The sequence below is a fragment of the Sphingomonas sp. IC081 genome (assembly GCF_006874585.1).
GTDB lineage: Bacteria > Pseudomonadota > Alphaproteobacteria > Sphingomonadales > Sphingomonadaceae > Novosphingobium.
In genome coordinates this window covers 649,912-667,050 of sequence record NZ_CP029761.1, presented here as the reverse complement: position 1 = coordinate 667,050, position 17,139 = coordinate 649,912, and the positions used below count along the sequence as shown (strand labels likewise).

Genomic DNA, 17,139 nt, shown 5'->3' with positions numbered 1-17,139 from the left:
CTAGTGCTTCTCCTCGGCGACCGCCGCTTCTCCCTGGGTTTCCAGCAAGGCCTCGACGATCTGGCGGAAGGCCAGTCCGCGCGCTTCATAGTCGCGGAACTGGTCGAAGCTGGCACAGGCCGGCGAAAGCATGACGACGTCGCCGGGGACGGCCTGTGCCATGGCTTCGCGGATGGCCTCGGCCATCATCTCACTGCGATGGACACGCGTATGGGGCGCGAGGATCTCGGCAAAGCGCGGACCGGCATCGCCGATCGTGTAGGCGGCAGCAATGTTGCCGAAGAACGGCGCGCATTCGTCAAGGTCGTCGCCTTTGGGCAGACCACCGAGAATCCAGTGGATGCGCGGGTTTGGAGCGGGCGGGAAAGCGGCAATGGCAGGCGCTGCCGAGGCCGGGTTGGTCGCCTTGGAATCGTTGACGTAGAGCACGCCATTGAACTCGGCCACGCGCTCCATGCGGTGCGGCAGGCCGCGAAACTTGCGCAGCGCCGGCTTCCACTTGGCGGCCGGTATGCCCAGCGCCTCGACAATGGCGACGGCAACGGCCGCGTTCTGCAGGTTGTGCGGCCCCTGCAGCGAAGGCCAGTTCTTCTGGAGTGCGGCGATCTCGTGGCCATCCACCTCGCGCACGAGGCCCGGCTCCCGGCGCGCGCTTTCGACGGCGGCGATATCGGCGGTTTCCGCATCGCCCTTGCCGAACACGCCCGGACGCGCCGCCCCCTGCATCGCGAAGAGCCGCGCCTTGGAAGCAGCATAACCGGCAAAGTTCTCGTATCGATCGAGGTGATCGGGGGTGATGTTGAGCAGCGCCGCCACGTCGCAGTCGAGGCTACGCGTCAGGTCGATCTGGTAGCTCGACAGTTCGAGCACATAGACGCCCCCCTCAGGCAACGGCTCGGCGGACAGCACCGGCACGCCGATATTGCCGCCGACCCGCGCATCGACCCCCGCCGACTTGAGCAAGTGCTGGACGAGCGCCGTCGTCGTCGACTTGCCGTTGGTTCCGGTGATGCCGACCACCCGGTGCGCGGGCAGGCTTGCGCGGGCGAGCGCAAAGAGTTCGATGTCGCCGATCACCGGCACGCCGTAGCGGCGCGCGGCTTCGGCGATGGGATGGCTGTTAAGCGGAATGCCCGGCGAGACGACGACGCCGTCATATCCGGTGAGATCCGCGGTGACCGGATCGGCCAGTTCGACGCGCCCCGCCATCTGCTGGCGCGGCTCGTCGCGCGCATCCCAGGCCATGACGTGCGCGCCGCTGGCCAGCAGGGTTTCCACAGCGGCAAGGCCCGAGCGCGCGAGGCCGAGGACCGCGTACCGTTTTCCGGCAAAGGCGGGAGAGACGATCACGCGCTTATCGCAGCTTGAGCGTGGACAGCCCGATCACCGCAAGGACGATCGAGATGATCCAGAAACGGATGACGACGGTCGATTCCTTCCAGCCCTTCTGTTCGAAGTGGTGGTGGATCGGCGCCATGCGGAACACGCGGCGACCGGTGCGCTTGAACCAGAAGACCTGGATGATCACCGAGGCCGCCTCGAGCACGAAGAGCCCGCCGACAACCGCCAGCACGATCTCATGGTGCGCGGCGACGGCGATGCAGCCCAGTGCGCCGCCAAGCGCAAGACTGCCGGTATCGCCCATGAACACGGCGGCAGGCGGCGCGTTGAACCACAGGAAGGCAAGGCAGGCGCCGATGATTCCGGCACAGAAAACCGCCAGTTCACCGGCACGCGGTACGTGCGGAATGCCGAGGTAGGTCGCATAGTCGACGCGGCCAGCAAGGTAGCAGATGATCGCGAAAGTCCCCGCCGCGATGATGACCGGCATCGTCGCGAGGCCGTCGAGACCATCGGTGAGGTTCACGGCATTGCCCGCGCCGACGATCACAAAGGCAGCAAAGACGTAGTAGAACGGCCCCAAGGGAATGTAGCGACCCGAGAGAAACGGCACATAGAGGTTGGTATTGAGCTGGCTGACGATGATGTAGGCGGCAATGCCCGCCACCACGAACTCCAGCGCCAGCCGCAGCTTGCTGGAAAGGCCTGCGGTCGAACGCTTTGACACCTTGTCGTAGTCATCGAGGAAACCGATGATTCCGAAGCCCACGGTCACGAAGATGCAGGCCCAGACGAACGGGTTGGTCATATCCATGAAAAGGATCATGGCACTGACCAGCGCCGTCAGGATCATCAGGCCGCCCATGGTCGGCGTGCCGCGCTTGGCGAGGTGGCTCTGCGGGCCATCCTCGCGGATCGGCTGCCCCTTGCCCTGCCGGACTCGCAGCATGTTGATGAAGCGCGGACCGATCAGCAGGCCAAGGCCCAGCGCCGTCATCAGCGCCGCGCCGGAACGGAACGACTGGTAGCGGAAGAGGTTGGACAGCCCCTCGAAGTGGAACCATTCTGCGATCAGATACAGCATCTTGCGGGGGAGCCCCCCTACCCTTCCTGTTTACCGAGTTCCGTTACCAGAGAAGCCAGGCCAACCGAGTTCGAGCCCTTGACCAGGATCACGTCGCCCTGCTCCAGCCCGAACGCGCGTAGCGCATCGGCAGCTTCCCGCACAGTCAGGCAATGCGCGAAGGGCACGCCCTTGCCAAGCGGAACGCTGTCCGTTTTCCCCGATTCCGGGGATTTTGAAGCATTCGCAGGCACATCGGCCAGAATGTCGGCAAGCGGGCTCATCTCGCCCCCCACCAGAACCGCATAATCGACCTTGGCCGCAGCCAGCGGCACCGCAAGTTCCGCGTGAAAGGCCGGACCGTGCTCACCCAGCTCCTTCATCGATCCCAGCACCGCGATCCGCCGCGTGGCGGGCGTACGGCCCAGCTGCTCCAGCGTCGCCCGCATGGAGGCGGGATTGGCGTTGTAGCTCTCGTCGATCAGCAGAGCGCGGCGACGGCCTTGGGCATCGGGCTCCCCACCCGGAACGTCGATCTGGAGCCGCGCGCCGCGCCCCGGCAACCCGCCCATCTCGGCGAGCGCCACGCCGGCGGCACCAAGGTCGCCCTTGACCGCGCGCACCGCGGCCATGACCGCAAGTGAATTGATCACGTGATGTTCGCCCGGCGTCGCCACCGTGTAGCAGACCCGGCGGTCGCGCATGTCCACGGTCACCAGCGAGCCGCCGCCGATGGCCGGAACCGTATCGAGCAGGCGCACACCCGCATCGGCCGCCTTGCCGAACGAAACGACTTCGACGCCCAGCGCCTCGGCCGCTTCCTTCAAGCGATGGAAATAGGGGCTGTCGGCCGGAATCACGGCAACCCCGCCGGGCTCCAGCCCCTCGAAAATCTCGGCTTTGGCGTCGGCGATCGCCTCCATCGACCCCAGCATCTCGATATGCGCGGGCGCGATGGTGGTGATGACCGCCACGTTGGGGCGCACCTGACGGGTCAGTGCGGCGATCTCGCCTGCATGGTTCATGCCCATCTCGAAAATGCCGAAACGGGCGCGCGAGGGCATGCGCGCAAGGCTGAGCGGCACACCGACATGGTTGTTGTAGCTCTTCACCGAACGGTGCGCGTCACCCCGGCTTGCACGTTCCAGCGCATCGAAGATCGCCTCCTTGACGCCGGTCTTGCCGACCGACCCGGTGACGCCGATGATCGGGCCGCGCGCCCGGGCACGCGACGCCGCGCCGAGCCGCTCCAGCGCCTCGGTCGTATCCTCGACCAGGATGTGCGGGCCGTCTACCGGCCGGTCCACCACCGCCGCGCCCGCGCCCTTGGCGAAAGCGCCTTCCACGAAGCGGTGGCCGTCCATCGTCTCGCCCTTCAGGGCAAAGAACAGGTCGCCCCGCTGGACGTCGCGGCTGTCGATCTCGACACCGGAGACGGTGAAATCGCCACTGGCCCTACCCTGCATCACCCGCGCGAGTGTGGCCGAATCCCACAGCGCCTGGGTCAAGTCCTCGACCGCTTCAACGGGCCATTCGAGAATCCGGGCGTGAGCGTTCATGGCATTCCTACCTTCCAACCGTACCGGCCATTTCCCTGGCAACGGTAACGTCGTCGAATGGCAGCACGCGAACAGTGTCGCCGCTGCCGATGATTTGCCCCTGTTCGTGCCCCTTTCCGGCAACGAGGACGATGTCCCCGCGCCTGGCTTCGGCGACGGCCGCGCGGATCGCCTCGCGCCGGTCGCCGATTTCGCGCCCTTTGCCGTCCATGCCGGCAAGCACCATGGCGCGGATCGCGGCGGGGTCTTCGCCGCGCGGGTTGTCGTCGGTGACGATGGCGAGGTCTGCCCCCTCCGCCGCCACCTTGCCCATTTCGGGGCGCTTGCCCTGATCGCGGTCGCCGCCCGCGCCGAACACCACGATCAGACGTCCTTCAACGTGGGGTCGAAGCGCGGCAATCGCCGCCTCCAGTGCATCGGGGGTATGCGCATAGTCGACATAGACCGGCGCGCCAACCGGAGAGATGGCCGCCCGCTCCAGTCGTCCGCGCACGGTGACGAGGCGCTTCAGTGCATCGAATGTCGTATGGGCATCACCGCCCGTCGCCAGCACCAGCCCTGCTGCGACCAATGCATTGGCGGCCTGATAGGCACCAATGAGCGGCAGCTCGAGCACGCGGGATTTCCCGTCGTGCTCGAGCTCCAGCTTCTGGCCGAGTCCGCCCGGCGTGCGACCCGAGAGGCGGATGCTGGTGCCATTGGCACCCACGGTGAAAACCTTGAGCCCACGCTGTTCGGCCCGGGCAATCGCCTTGGCCGACCATTCGTCGTCAGCCCAGATCACGGCCGTGCCGCCATCGACGACCACTTCGTCGAACAGGCGCATCTTGGCCGCAAAATAGTCGTCCATGTCGGCGTGGTAATCGAGATGGTCGCGCGAGAGGTTGGTGAAGGCTCCCGCGGCCACGCGCGGACCTTCGATCCGGTACTGCGAAAGACCGTGGCTCGATGCCTCATAGGCCACGTGAGACACGCCCTCGCGCGCCAGGCCGGTCAGGTTTGCCAGGAACGTGACGATATCGGGCGTGGTGAGACCGGTCGAAACCGTCTCGTCGCTGGTGGTGATGCCAAGCGTGCCGATGGACGCCGCACGGTGGCCGGCCATGCGCCAGATCTGGCGGGTCAACTCGACCGTAGAGGTCTTGCCATTGGTGCCGGTGACGGCCACCAGCGTTTCGGGCACCGGCTGATAGAACGGCGCGGCAAGGCGCGCGAACAGGTGGCGCGGCTCGTCGGCGGCGAAGTGGATCGCACCTTCCACCCTGGCCTCAGGGCTGGCGACAATGGCCACTGCACCGGCCTCGATGGCGGCGGCAATATAGTCCTCGCCGTTGAACCGGGCGCCCTTGAAGGCACCAAAGACGGTTCCGGGCGCAACCTTGCGGTGATCGATGGCAAAACCCGTGACATTCACGTCCGCGCCTGCCGGGGCAGCAATGTCAGCAGCAGCGCAGAGGGTATTCAGCTTCATTCGTCAGGGCTCACTCTTCAGCACCACCAGCCGGGATCAGCGGCTTGAGGTCGGAAACGTCGATATCGCGGGTCTCGTCGGGCATGATGCCCAGCAGGGGCCCGATGCGGGGCACCACGCGCTGGATTACGGGCGCGGCGTTCCAGGCGGCCGTGCGCTGGAACGAGGTCGCCTCGGTGCCCTGCGGTTCGTCCATCATGGCAATGACGACATAGCGCGGGCGGTCCATCGGGAACGCGGCGGCGAAGGTGGCGATCAGCGAGTGGTGGCGATAACCGCCCGCCCCCGGCTTTTCGGCCGAACCGGTCTTGCCGCCGACGCGGAAGCCGGGCGCGTCAGCCTTGCGGCCGGTGCCGTAGGACACGATCATGCGCAGAAGCTGGCGGATTCGCGCGCTGGTGGCGGCGGTGAACACGCGCCGCCCGGCAGGAATCTGCGCGGCGTCGAGCTTCTTGAGCGTTGCCGGGCGCCAGATGCCGCCATTGACCAGCGCCGCATAAGCCGAAGCGAGATGCAGCGGCGTCACCGCGATGCCGTGGCCATAGGATACCGTCATCGTGCGCAGGCGCGGCCAGTCACCGCGCGGCCAGAGCGGGAAACCGCGGGCGGGAAGCTCGACGTAGGGACGCTCGTTCATGGCGAGCGATTCCATCGTCTTCTTCAGCCGCACGCCGCCCAGTTCATCGGCGATCTGCGCGGTGACGACGTTCGACGAGTGGATCAGCGTTTCCAGCACGTTGAGCGAAGAGCCGTAGTTGTGCAAATCGTGGATCGTGAAACCGGCCACGTGCAGCGGCGCGGCCGACCAGCGGCGACGCAGATCGGTGATCGTGCCCGCATCGAGCGCGGCCGCAACGGTGATCGGCTTGAAGGTCGAGCCCAGTTCGTAGACCTGGTTGGTCACGCGGTTGAAGCCGTGCGGCACATCGCCCTGGGCGGCCTGCTCGGGCGTGATCATCAGGTCCGAAGGCTGGACATGGTTGGGATCGAACGAGGGCAGCGAGGCGAGGCCAAGGATCTCGCCCGAATCGACGTCGAGGATGACCCCCGCCGCCCCCTTGGCCTTGCTGAGCGCCATGCCGCGCGCCAGTTCTTCCTCCAGCGCGCTCTGCACTCGGAAGTCGATCGACAGGACCGAGGGGTGCGCGCGGCCTTCGGCACTGGTGAGCTGCTTGTCGAAAGCCTCCTCCATGCCGACCTGGCCCTTGCCGTAAGTATCGACATAGCCCAGCACCGATGCCGCCAGCGACCCTTGCGGGTAGTAGCGGGTCGCCTCCATCGGATATTCGAGCGCAGGCTCTCCCAATGCGTGCACCTTGTTGGCGTCTTCGGGCAGGATCGTCTTGCGCAGATAGCCCGGCTTGCCAGAACGCAGCTTGGCGATCAGTTCGGCGCGGTCGAGATCGGGGAAGATGCGGATGAGCCCGTCCGCGACCTGCTCGGGCGTGTGGATCAGCGAGGAACCTTCGCTCATCGCCTTGGGATTGAACCACAGCGAATAGGTATTGAACTCACGCGCGAGCGGCACCCCGTTGCGGTCGACGATCTCGCCGCGATGGGGCACCAGCAGGCCCGACAGGTCGCCGTCACGGCCGCCCGGGCCAGTGATGCCCAGCCAGCAGATACGCGTCAGCGCCAAGCCTCCCACGAGTGCAAAGACCCCCAGAATCCACAAGGTGCGCAGCTTGGCGACAAGCAGCGAGCGCTGCCTGACGTTCACCAGCTTGCGGCGTCCGGTGGAGACCATCGTGGGGATCGCGCCCGTGGGGAAGGCGGGTGCGTTCACTGCTGCGACGCCTCCGCCACTTCGATGCGCGCCAGGCGCTTGCCGAGGTCGGTAGCATTGCGCAGCATTTCCTCACGCTCGGGATCGCGGCTCTTCTCGCCCGCGCCGGAGCGGTGGGGCGGCGTGGCCGCATGCGCGGGATCGACCGGCGAGACCATCGCCAGCAGGCCGCCGCCCTGCGCCTGGTCCTGGTCCTGCGACGCCCCCTCGTCCGAAGCATTGGCATAGCGGATCGGCTGCGGCGCACCCGGCCCCATCGGCTTGCCCAGCGCAGCAAGCTGACGCTCACCCTCGATGTACTGGGCGGCGGACGGCGCCTTGTAGCCGAACTCCAGATCGTTGAGCTGGTTCAGCGCCTGCTGGTTCGAGCGGGTCTGGAACTCGGTCTCGAGGAAATTGATCGACTGCTGCACGCGCACGATCCGGTTCTCGGTATCGTGCACCTGGCTTTTCACCGCATTGACCCGGAGCGTAAGGGCGATCGTCGCCGCGCCGCAGACCAGCAGTACCGAAATCCACCCGATCGAATGGACGCGGTCTCGCGTGAGGTTCATGCTGCACTCCTGTCGTTGCTACGGCGCGTCGTGCCTTTGGGCGCCTTCTGGGGGGCTTGGGTCCGCACGGCACTGCGCAGCGTGGCCGAGCGGGAACGGGGGTTGGCCTCGAGTTCGGCTTCGCCGGGCCGGATCGCCTTGGACAGCTTCGCGAACGTCGGCGCTACGCCGCCGCCCAGTTGCGGCAGGTGGCGCGAAGTGGTGCCGCCCTGCCCCGCCGCATCGCGCAGGAAGCGCTTGACCATGCGGTCCTCGAGACTGTGGAAGGTGACGACCGCAAGCCGCCCGCCCTCGCGCAGCACCGCTTCCGAGCCGGACAGGCACTGTTCCAGTTCGTCCAGTTCGCCGTTCACGTGGATGCGGATCGCCTGGAAAGTACGGATCGCCGGATCCTTCGGGGCATTGTTACCCTTGTAGGCCGGGTTGTAGCCCAGCGCCTTGCGCACCGCACGGGCCAGATCACCGGTCGTGGCGAGAGGACGCGCAGCAACGATGGCGCGGGCCACCCGGCGCGACTGGCGCTCCTCGCCGTACTGGAACAGCACGTCGGCGATTTCCGCTTCATCCCCTTCGTTGACGAAGTCGGCGGCCGAGCGCCCGTCCTGGCTCATGCGCATGTCCAGCGGTCCGTCGGCACCGAACGAGAAGCCCCGCTCCGCCTGATCGAGCTGCATGGAGGAAACGCCGATATCCATGACGACGCCGTCGACCTGACCGACTCCGGCTTCTTCAAGCCCCTCGACGATTTCCGAGAAGCGGCGCGCGTGCAACACGAGGCGCGGCGGGCTGAGGTCCAGCTCGGGCCATTTTCCACGGTTTTCCTCGATCGCGGCAATCGCGTCGGGATCGCGGTCGAAAGCATGGACCGTCGCGCCCGCATCAAGCAGACGGCGGGTGTAGCCACCCGCCCCCAGCGTGCAGTCGACGATGACGTCGCCGCCCTGGGGGTTCAGGGCGGCGACGACCTCCTCAAGGAGCACGGGCACGTGAGGGACACCCTCGGGGATAGTGCGCGATCCGGTCATTTGCGGCCTGCTTTCGCCAGGTCCTTGGCGGCAAGGCTCTTGCAGGCGGTCTGCGCCGCCTTCCAGCTATCGTCCATTTCGTAGAGGCTTTCGGGCGACCAGACGGTGAAGAAACGACCGTTGCCGCGGAAGTAGAGTTGATCGGTCACGCCGGCGAGCGCGGCGAGGTCTTCGGGCAGGACAAAACGGCCCGAACCATCGAAGGGCACTTCGTAGGAGGCGTAAATATCGCTGGCGCGCTTGTCCGCATCGAAGTCCTTGCCGGCGCGGATCGCCATTTCCTGCTGTTCCTTGAGTTCGTCCTCGAACTCCTCGATGCGCGAGAGACCGAAACCGACGAGGCAGGGCCAGCGATCATGGGTGGTGAGGCAGAGCAGGTCCTTGCCGCTCGATTCGCGCACGGTGGGGCGAAAGGCGTTGGGCAGCACGAAACGGTTCTTGTCGCGTAGCAGCGAGAAGCCCTGTCCGTTGTAGATGAATGGCCGCCCCGCCATGACGCTGCCGCTTTGCCCCTTTGTACCCTGTTCAGGCCGTAAATCCGGCCAGCCTCCTCGGTGCCCCGAGCCCTTCGCGAAACAACCGGTCCCGCCCCCGCCGCCAATGCAGCAGGGTCCGGCCCCGCTGATGCAGGGACACGGCGAGACTCAGCCATTCCGATTGCGTGCCTTTGTATCGCGGGACAGGCGGGGATAAAAGGGAAATTTGGGGATTGGTGGGAATATCGACCCGTAATTCCCCCAGGTCGCCGCACTACGCAGTTCTACAGGCGCCGCCCATCAACCACGTATTAACCCTATAACCAGCTGTTTTCAGGAAAAATATGGCCCGCAATACCCCGTATCACGGGGCCTCCCTAGGGCCTTACCGTCAATCCCCACTTTCCGCACGGGAAAGCAGGCGGGAAAGCAGATCACGCCGGTCAGCCAACGAAACCCCGGCATCCGGGTCCTCGAACAAGGCGGCATCCGCCAATGCAAGGACTTTCCCCCGCCCCAGAACGCAGTCGGCAAGAATTGCCGAGGACTCGAGACGGCAGCGCGCCAAGGCATCCCCGCTTTTCCCCGATCGCGCATCCTGCGCCGCGATCCCGTGATTTCCCCGATCGGGGAATCCATCCCCGGAATTCCCCAATAAGTGGAATCGTCCCGGTAGGTTCACCGGCAAGGAGCCTTCCCTAAGCCGGACCAGACGCTCTCCGGCAGGCTGCGCCTCATCGAACTCCAGTGCCAAGCCCCAATGCGCCAGGATCGGCGAGAGCATCGCGAGATCGGCGGGGCGCCGCGGATCCCCCAGCGCATAGCGCGAAACCTGCGTCAGCATGGGATCGACAAACAGCAGCAGGTGCCCGCCCCCGCGCACCCACGCGTCGAGCGCCAGATTCTCCTGCGGGGACAGGGCACGAGGCTGGATCATCACCAGCAGGGCATCGCCCGGAAGCGGCAACTGCCCATCCTTGCCGGCAAGCGTATCGAGCGGGGTCAGTTGCCCATGCTCGGCCAGCAAGGCCCCCGCCCAGGATGGCTTCGCATCCGCTGCCAGCAGTTCCCTGGGATCATCACTTTCCGCCCATAGCAGCGGGAGGCTGGTGGAAAGGCCGATATGCCGCTGCGCCGCCTCGCCCCGCCCCGCGTCGGAACCACAGCCAGCAAGCATGGCGCACAGCAGCGCGATACCGGCCAACCCGATACCTGTCAGCCCGACACCCAGGCCGCGGGACGACACGGAAGCCCGCCTACTGCGTGGCGAGCGGCGCAGGTCCGGCGCTGTCGAGTGAACCATCGGTGGCATTGGGCGTCGGCGAGGCCTCGGGCGAGGGAATGACGCCGATGTCGGCCAGCGGATCGGCGACCGGCCGCTTGGGCTTGGCATCGACGGCAACAACGTCGCGGATCGGATCCTCGGCATCGACAAGACGCGCGCGGTCCATGATGATGTTTGCGAGCCCGACGATCAGCAGCATCGCGCAGAGCCCGAACAGGCCCACTTGCAGGCGGTGGACCGCCTGCGCACGCAACTCGCGCGAAGACGGCGGCACGAAATGCTGCGCGGTCGCGACCGGTTCGATCAAATTGGGCGGAATGTTTCCTGCCATCGACAGGCCGTTTACCTCAGCTTGCGAGCCAAGGGAAGACCGGCAGGCCTTTCGCCTCCAGCCACTCGCGGTTGTAGAGCGAGGAGAGGTAGCGGAAGCCGGTGTCGCACAGGATCGTCGCAACCCGCACGTCGCGCTTGCCCTCGGCGACCAGCTTACGGCCCAGTTCCACCGCACCGGCCACGTTGATGCCCGAGGACAGGCCCAGACACAGCCCTTCTTCCGACAAGAGGCGGCGCACCCATTCGAGGCCCTCCTCGTCGGAAATGCGGAACTGGGTGTCGATCGGCGCGCCTTCGAGATTGGCGGTGATCCGGCCCTGGCCGATGCCTTCGGCAACCGAACTGCCTTCGGCCTTCAGTTCACCATGCGCATAGTAGTTGTAGAGCGCCGCGCCATAAGGATCGGTCAGCGCAACCGTGATGCTCTCGTCAAAGGCCTTGAGGCCCATGCCGGTGCCGGCGATCGTGCCGCCGGTGCCCGCCGCACACGTGAAACCGTCGATCCGGCCTTCGAGCTGCTGCCAGATTTCCGGCGCCGTGCTCTCGATATGCGACTTGCGATTGGCGATGTTGTCGAACTGGTTGGCCCAGATCGCCCCTTCCGTCTCCGCCGCTAGGCGCCGCGAGGTGTGGACGAAGTGGTTGGGATCGGCAAACTTGGTGGGCGGCACCGTCACCAGTTCGGCACCGAGCGCGCGCAAGGTGTCCATCTTTTCCTTGGACTGGTTGTCCGGCATCACGATCACGGCCTTGTAGCCCAGCGCGTTGCAGACCAGCGCGATGCCGATGCCGGTATTGCCCGCCGTGCCCTCGATCACCGTTCCGCCCGGCTTCAACTCGCCGCGCGCCTCGGCGTCACGCACGATCCACAGCGCCGCGCGGTCCTTCACCGAGGCACCGGGGTTGGCGAATTCGCACTTGCCCCAGATCTCGCAGCCCGCAGCTTCGCTGGGGCCCTTGAGCAGAACGAGCGGAGTGTTGCCGATGAGGTCGAGCGTGGTGCGCTGGGGTGCAGGAGCAGTCATGTCCGCACAACTAGGAACGCGAAGCGCAAGGCGCAAACGATTTGCGCTTTAGGCACTGAAAGTTTGCAGCCGAACGGCGGCATATCACCACCTCCATCGGGCCCGCCATGCTGCGGCGAGCCCGACGGATCGCCAATCAGTCTTCCTGGGCGATCGTGACCTTGCAGCCTTCGAGCGCGTCGGTCACCGGCACCTGGCACGACAGGCGCGAATAGGCGTTGCGGTTGTCGGAGCTGTCGAGCAGGTCGTTCTCGTCTTCGCTCATCGCCGGCAGCTTGTCGGCGAAGGCCGGATCGATGTGGACATGGCAGGTCGCGCAGGAGCAGCAACCGCCGCACAGTGCCAGAAGCTCATCAAAACCGCTGTCGCGGATCGTCTCCATCAGGGTGCGGCCCACGGTGGCCTCTACAGTCGATTCTTCACCCGCCTGGTTGACGACAATAATCTGCGGCATTCCCGTCTTTCCTTTTATGATCCAGCATGTTTCATGACATGCTTGTTCCGGCCTTTGCCCACGGCTGCTAAAGGCTGCGCCCCCCTTTGGCAAGAAAGACACATGATGGGCTTGAGCGCCGGCGCACTGAAACTTGGCCTCGACAAAATCGCCGCGCGCGAACCGGCCATGGCCCGCGCACTGGAGCGCGCCGGCTACCCCGAACCGCGCATTCGCGCGCGCGGCTATGCCACCCTGCTGCGCACGATCGTCGGCCAGCAGGTTTCGGTTGCCTCCGCCGCTTCGGTATGGGCACGGATGGAAGCCTTGCTCGGACCCGAGATCGCGCCGGATGCCTTGCTTGCCGCCGACTTCGATGCCCTGCGCGCCTGCGGCCTTTCCCGGCAAAAACAAAGCTATGCGCGTTCGCTCTGCGAACTGGTGGCAGCAGGATCACTCGACCTCGGCAACCTCCCCGCCGACGACGAGGAGGCCATTGCCCAGCTCGTGCGGATCAAGGGCATCGGCCGCTGGTCGGCGGAAGTCTATCTGCTCTTCGCGGAAGGACGGCCGGACATCTGGCCAGCCGGCGACCTCGCCGTGCAGGCGGGCATGCACAAGATCCTCTGCCTCGACGCGCGCCCGAGCGAGAAGGAAGCCCGCGCATTGGCCGAGCAGTGGCGCCCGCACCGGGGCGCCGCGGCGATCTTCACCTGGCACTGCTACAACAATCCGGCGCTTTAGGCGGCATGGACAAATTCCTCGAGGTCACGATAGCCCCCATGTGCCCCCGGCGAGGCGCGCGGACGCTCAGAAGGGCGCCCGTCCTGCCACCGGTGCGAACATCCGCACCTCCATCCAGCGCCGCAAGCGCGGCGACTGGCGCTCCGTCAACAGTGAAATCAGCGCGCAGAGCGCCACCACCAGCCCCAGCAACGCCGCGAAGGCCAGCGGGTTACGCCCGGCGACCAGCCCGTGCGAACGCGCGAGTTGCAGCAGCGGCCAGTGAAACAGGTACAACGTGAAGGAAAATCCGGCGAGCAATCCCGCCAGTTCCCGCAGGCGCATGATCGGCTCCGCGAAACGCTCGGCCAAGGGCCGCGCGGCAATCAGCGCCAACACCATGACCAGTCCCATCGCGAAGTCCGAAAACGCCCATTGCGACCACTGCGCCTTGCCCGGCCACCACGCCTTGAGCAGCGGATTGAGCACGGCCCGGTCAACCTCGAACAAGGCCAGCGCCAGCCACACGCAGGCCACCAGCACCATGGGCGCAGCGGTCAGCGGCAAGCGGCGCGCCGCCGGAACATGGGTCAGCGCCGCGCCCATCAGCCAGACCGGCATCAGCAGCAGGATCGCCCCGCCCGCACAGACGCAGGCCACCGCGACCGCCGCCACCCGTGCCCAGCCGCGCAGGAACACCGCCAGCGCAAAGATCGCGTAGAACCAGACCTCATAGCAGAGCGACCAGTAGGGCGGGTTCCAGACCGGCGCGGGCATGCCCGGCCAGGCGCTAACGAACGCCATCGGCGGCAGCAGGCGCGAAGCCACTTCCAGCGGATCGTCGGGGCTGTTGTCGATATAGACACGCATCGGCCCGGCCAGCACGTAAGCGGCCAGCACCGCGAACAGCAGCGCCGGGATCGCCACCGGCAGGATCCGCGAGACTCGCGCCACGAAATAACGCGGCAGGCTCGACCGGCCGCCCAGCACCGACGTGCTGATGACGAGGCCGGAAAGCACAAAAAACACGATGACGCAGTAGTGCTGCATCCTCAGGCCGAACGGGAACGGCCCGCGGTAAAGGCCGAGCTGCACGGCATGGCCCACCGCCACCAGCAACGCCGCCCCGAAGCGCGCGAAATCGAGCACGACCGACAGCGGCCGCGTCAGAAAGCGATCCTGGCCGCAACCGGAAAGGACTTCGGCCACGGGCCTTATGCCGCCGGGGCGATGCCGTCGATGAAGCGGGCCATTGCCACGTCGCGCGCGCTCAGGCCATCGGCGTCATGGGTGGTCAGCGTGATCTCCACCCGATTGTAGACGTTTAACCATTCGGGATGGTGATCGCGCTTGTCGGCCTCGATGGCGACGCGGGTCATGAAGCCGAAAGCCTCGTTGAAATTGCCGAACTTCAGGGTGCGAACGATGGCAAGGCCATCCTCGCGCAAGTTCCAGCCGGGCAGCGTGCCCAGCGCGGCGGCGCGCTCGGCATCGGTAAGACGGGCGATGGACATGGTGCCTCCTGTGCCGCTTGTCGCTTTCCTTGGCAGCGCCGCGCCTTTCCACTATCGCAGGGCGGCATGCAAGGGGCGTCCATAACAATCGAAGATCTGGCGTGTCGGCGCGGAGACAGGCTGCTGTTCCGCGCCTTGTCGTTGCGTCTCGATCCGGGCGAGGCCCTGCACGTCACCGGCAGCAACGGCATCGGCAAGTCGAGCCTTCTGCGCATCGTCGCGGGCCTCGCCCCGGCCTTTGCCGGAACCGTGCGGACCGGCGGCACGATCGGCCTGATCGATGAACGCCACGCCCTCGACCATGCGCTGCCGCTGGGCAAGGCGCTGGCGTTCTGGAGCGTGCTGGACCGCGCGCAAGAGCACGCCGTGGCACGCCTTGGCCTCGCCTCCCTGCTGGACGTGCCGGTGCGCTATCTTTCCACCGGCCAGAAAAAGCGCGCCGCCCTCGCCCGGCTGATCGGCCAGGATGCCGCGATCTGGCTGCTGGACGAACCGCTGAACGGCCTCGACAGCGACGCTGCCGCCCTTACCGAAGCGCTGGTGGCCGAGCACTGTGCGGACGGCGGCATTGCCGTGATCGCCTCGCACCAGCCCTTCACGCTGGCCCACAAGCGCACACTGACCCTCGGCGAATTTGCGGCATGAGCGGGCGGTTCCTCCCCCTCCTGAAGCGCGACATGGCGCGCCTGCTGCTGGGCGGACGCGGCGGCGGCGCGGTGATGCCGGTGCTGTTTTTCCTCTCCGTCGCCATGCTCTATCCCTTCGCGGTCGGCCCCGATGCCCCGCTGCTGGCGCGGACCGGCGGGGGCGTGATCTGGATCGCCGCGCTGCTCGCCGCGATCCTGCCGCTCGACCGGCTGGTCGAGCCCGACATCGAAGGCGGCCAGTTCGACCAATGGGCGCTGCGCGGCATCTCCGAGGAAATGGTGATCGCCGTGCGCGTGCTGGCCCACTGGCTAAGTTTCGGCCCGCCGCTGATGCTCGCCGCCCTGCCCGCCGCCGCCCTGCTGGGGATCGACGGGCCGACGCTGCGCACCGTGGAACTGGGCCTGCTGGCCGGAACCCCCGGCCTTGCCGCGCTCGGCGTGACCGTGGCCGCGCTTACCGCCGGCCTGCGCGGCGGCGCGGCGCTGGGCGGGCTGCTGGTGATCCCGCTGGCCGTGCCGGTGCTGATCTTCGGCGCCGGAAGCCTGGGTTCGGGCGGCGATAGCGGCCTTGCGCTGGCCGCTGCGGCAAGCCTTGTCCTGCTCGCCATCGCGCCCTTTGCGGGCGGCGCCGCCGTGCGATCCGCGCGCAGCTGACCCATTCCATCATCGCCCCGGCGGTTGGCGCACGGCGCTCCCGCCAAGCATAGTCGCCCCCGCACGATCCGGCCTCAAGGCCGGACGCCGGAGAGGGACCGATGCAGGATCACAAGGAGCTGATCGAGGACGCGCAGCGCCAGACCGGCCTCAACGATTTCGGACCGGACAGCTTCCGCGAAGGCCTTGAAATTCTTGTCGATTCTCTCCGCAATGAAGCTCGCCTCAATGCCGTGGGCGAGCGCGCGCTGACCGAGCGGATCGTGCTCCACCTCAGGCAGCGCCTCCTGATCGAGGACTGGTATCGCCGCCATCCCGAGATCGAGGACGAGCAGATCATCGCCCCGCTGTTCGGCGTCAGCCTGCCGCGCACCGGCTCTTCGGCGCTGTCCTACCTGCTCGCCAGCGCCCCCGAAATCCGCTACCTTCGCGTCTGGGAAAGTGCGCAGCCCTGCCCCCCGCCATCCACGGTTTCCGGCCCCGATCCGCGCCGCGGCGTGGCCGCCACCAGCGGCGATGCGCTGCTGAAAGGCGGCAAGCGCACGCCCTCCGGCATCGATGGCGCGATGGAGTGCCAGGACCTGATGGCGCTCGATTTCAAGAGCCAGATCTTCCAGGCTTTCGCCCAGATACCCCGCTACTCCGAGTGGCTGCTGGAAACCGACCTGAACGACACCTACGCCTACCAGAAACGCACCTTGAAGCTGCTTCAGTGGGGCGAACCGGCGCGTCCGTGGCGCCTCAAGGCCCCCACGCACATGCTCTACCTCGATGCGCTGACCGCCGCCTTCCCCGACGCCCGTTTCGTCATGACCCACCGCGATCCCGCCGACGTGATCCTCTCCGTCGCCACCGTCTATGCCGACATCATCGGCAAGTTCACCGACCATATCGACATGGCCTACCTCGGCGACCTCAATCTGCGCTGCTGGTCCGAGGCGATGAACCGCGCGATCGCCTTTCGCGAGAGCGGCCACGACCACCGCTTCTTCGACATCCACTTCCGCGCCATGCAGAAAGACCCGCTCGGCGAAGTGCGCGCGCTTTATGCCTGGCTCGGCGAGGAGGTCTCCCCCGCCTTTGCCGAAGCCATGGCCCAGTGGTGGGCCGGCAACACGCAGGCCGAACGCATGGGCAAGCCCGATCCCGCCCGGTTCGGGCTCGATCCCGCGGCCGTGCGCGAGCGCTTTGCCCCCTATCTCCAGCGCATGGCGCGCTGGGCACCCTTCGATGCGGCGGCATGACCCTTT

The 17,139-nt window shown here is 66.7% G+C and carries 18 protein-coding genes; 4 read left to right on the top strand and 14 right to left on the bottom strand.

Translation table 11 applies throughout. The features are described 5' to 3' along the window. From murD to DM450_RS03255, 12 genes are all read right to left on the bottom strand, one after another. The gene (murD, locus tag DM450_RS03310; RefSeq protein ID WP_142632584.1) at positions 1-1,350 is read right to left on the bottom strand and encodes a UDP-N-acetylmuramoyl-L-alanine--D-glutamate ligase; all 1,350 of its coding nucleotides are present in this window, start codon (positions 1,348-1,350) and stop codon (positions 1-3) included. A 4-nt stretch (positions 1,351-1,354) separates the two neighbouring features. Next, complete coding sequence (gene mraY / locus DM450_RS03305) at positions 1,355-2,425, bottom strand: phospho-N-acetylmuramoyl-pentapeptide-transferase (protein WP_142632583.1); 1,071 nt, start codon at positions 2,423-2,425, stop codon at positions 1,355-1,357. A gap of 17 nt (positions 2,426-2,442) precedes the next feature. Beyond that, positions 2,443-3,963 carry a UDP-N-acetylmuramoyl-tripeptide--D-alanyl-D-alanine ligase gene (gene murF / locus DM450_RS03300; protein WP_142632582.1) on the bottom strand — a complete coding sequence of 507 codons (1,521 nt, stop codon included), beginning with the start codon at positions 3,961-3,963 and terminating at the stop codon, positions 2,443-2,445. Positions 3,964-3,970: 7 nt separating this feature from the next. Then, positions 3,971-5,434 (bottom strand): UDP-N-acetylmuramoyl-L-alanyl-D-glutamate--2,6-diaminopimelate ligase, encoded by a 1,464-nt coding sequence (locus DM450_RS03295; protein ID WP_142632581.1) that lies wholly within the window; start codon positions 5,432-5,434, stop codon positions 3,971-3,973. A gap of 10 nt (positions 5,435-5,444) precedes the next feature. Further along, positions 5,445-7,181 carry a penicillin-binding protein 2 gene (locus DM450_RS03290; RefSeq protein ID WP_185928754.1) on the bottom strand — a complete coding sequence of 579 codons (1,737 nt, stop codon included), beginning with the start codon at positions 7,179-7,181 and terminating at the stop codon, positions 5,445-5,447. A gap of 35 nt (positions 7,182-7,216) precedes the next feature. Continuing rightward, positions 7,217-7,774: a hypothetical protein gene (locus DM450_RS03285; RefSeq protein ID WP_142632579.1), complete on the bottom strand. Its 558-nt coding sequence runs from the start codon at positions 7,772-7,774 to the stop codon at positions 7,217-7,219. After that, positions 7,771-8,799 (bottom strand): 16S rRNA (cytosine(1402)-N(4))-methyltransferase RsmH, encoded by a 1,029-nt coding sequence (gene rsmH / locus DM450_RS03280; RefSeq protein WP_142632578.1) that lies wholly within the window; start codon positions 8,797-8,799, stop codon positions 7,771-7,773. Before rsmH ends, DM450_RS03285 begins: the two co-directional genes overlap by 4 nt. Further along, positions 8,796-9,293 carry a division/cell wall cluster transcriptional repressor MraZ gene (locus DM450_RS03275; protein WP_142632577.1) on the bottom strand — a complete coding sequence of 166 codons (498 nt, stop codon included), beginning with the start codon at positions 9,291-9,293 and terminating at the stop codon, positions 8,796-8,798. The genes rsmH and DM450_RS03275 overlap by 4 nt, the downstream gene beginning before the upstream one ends. Before the next feature lie 373 nt (positions 9,294-9,666). After that, positions 9,667-10,302, bottom strand: a complete 636-nt coding sequence (locus DM450_RS03270) for a DUF4350 domain-containing protein (protein WP_142632576.1) — start codon at positions 10,300-10,302, stop codon at positions 9,667-9,669. Positions 10,303-10,531: 229 nt separating this feature from the next. Continuing rightward, the gene (locus DM450_RS03265) at positions 10,532-10,867 is read right to left on the bottom strand and encodes a hypothetical protein (RefSeq protein ID WP_142632575.1); all 336 of its coding nucleotides are present in this window, start codon (positions 10,865-10,867) and stop codon (positions 10,532-10,534) included. Positions 10,868-10,907: 40 nt separating this feature from the next. Beyond that, positions 10,908-11,918 (bottom strand): cysteine synthase A, encoded by a 1,011-nt coding sequence (locus DM450_RS03260; protein ID WP_142632574.1) that lies wholly within the window; start codon positions 11,916-11,918, stop codon positions 10,908-10,910. 136 nt (positions 11,919-12,054) lie between these two features. After that, a complete protein-coding gene (locus DM450_RS03255) occupies positions 12,055-12,372 on the bottom strand; it encodes a 2Fe-2S iron-sulfur cluster-binding protein (RefSeq protein WP_142632573.1) in 318 nt (105 codons plus the stop codon). Positions 12,373-12,477: 105 nt separating this feature from the next. On the opposite strand from DM450_RS03255, the gene DM450_RS03250 reads away from it, so the two are divergent. Continuing rightward, a complete protein-coding gene (locus DM450_RS03250) occupies positions 12,478-13,095 on the top strand; it encodes a DNA-3-methyladenine glycosylase family protein (protein WP_142637441.1) in 618 nt (205 codons plus the stop codon). Positions 13,096-13,161: 66 nt separating this feature from the next. Here the strand turns inward: DM450_RS03250 and DM450_RS03245 are convergent, their stop codons facing one another. Continuing rightward, on the bottom strand, positions 13,162-14,283 hold the full coding sequence (locus tag DM450_RS03245) for an acyltransferase family protein (RefSeq protein ID WP_142632572.1): 1,122 nt from the start codon (positions 14,281-14,283) through the stop codon (positions 13,162-13,164). A gap of 5 nt (positions 14,284-14,288) precedes the next feature. Further along, complete coding sequence (locus DM450_RS03240) at positions 14,289-14,588, bottom strand: 4a-hydroxytetrahydrobiopterin dehydratase (protein WP_142632571.1); 300 nt, start codon at positions 14,586-14,588, stop codon at positions 14,289-14,291. 66 nt (positions 14,589-14,654) lie between these two features. On the opposite strand from DM450_RS03240, the gene ccmA reads away from it, so the two are divergent. From ccmA to DM450_RS03225, 3 genes are all read left to right on the top strand, one after another. Continuing rightward, positions 14,655-15,233 (top strand): heme ABC exporter ATP-binding protein CcmA, encoded by a 579-nt coding sequence (ccmA, locus tag DM450_RS03235; RefSeq protein WP_142632570.1) that lies wholly within the window; start codon positions 14,655-14,657, stop codon positions 15,231-15,233. Continuing rightward, positions 15,230-15,889, top strand: a complete 660-nt coding sequence (locus DM450_RS03230) for a heme exporter protein CcmB (protein WP_142632569.1) — start codon at positions 15,230-15,232, stop codon at positions 15,887-15,889. The genes ccmA and DM450_RS03230 overlap by 4 nt, the downstream gene beginning before the upstream one ends. A gap of 101 nt (positions 15,890-15,990) precedes the next feature. Continuing rightward, positions 15,991-17,133, top strand: a complete 1,143-nt coding sequence (locus DM450_RS03225; RefSeq protein WP_142632568.1) for a sulfotransferase family protein — start codon at positions 15,991-15,993, stop codon at positions 17,131-17,133. Positions 17,134-17,139 lie beyond the last annotated feature (6 nt).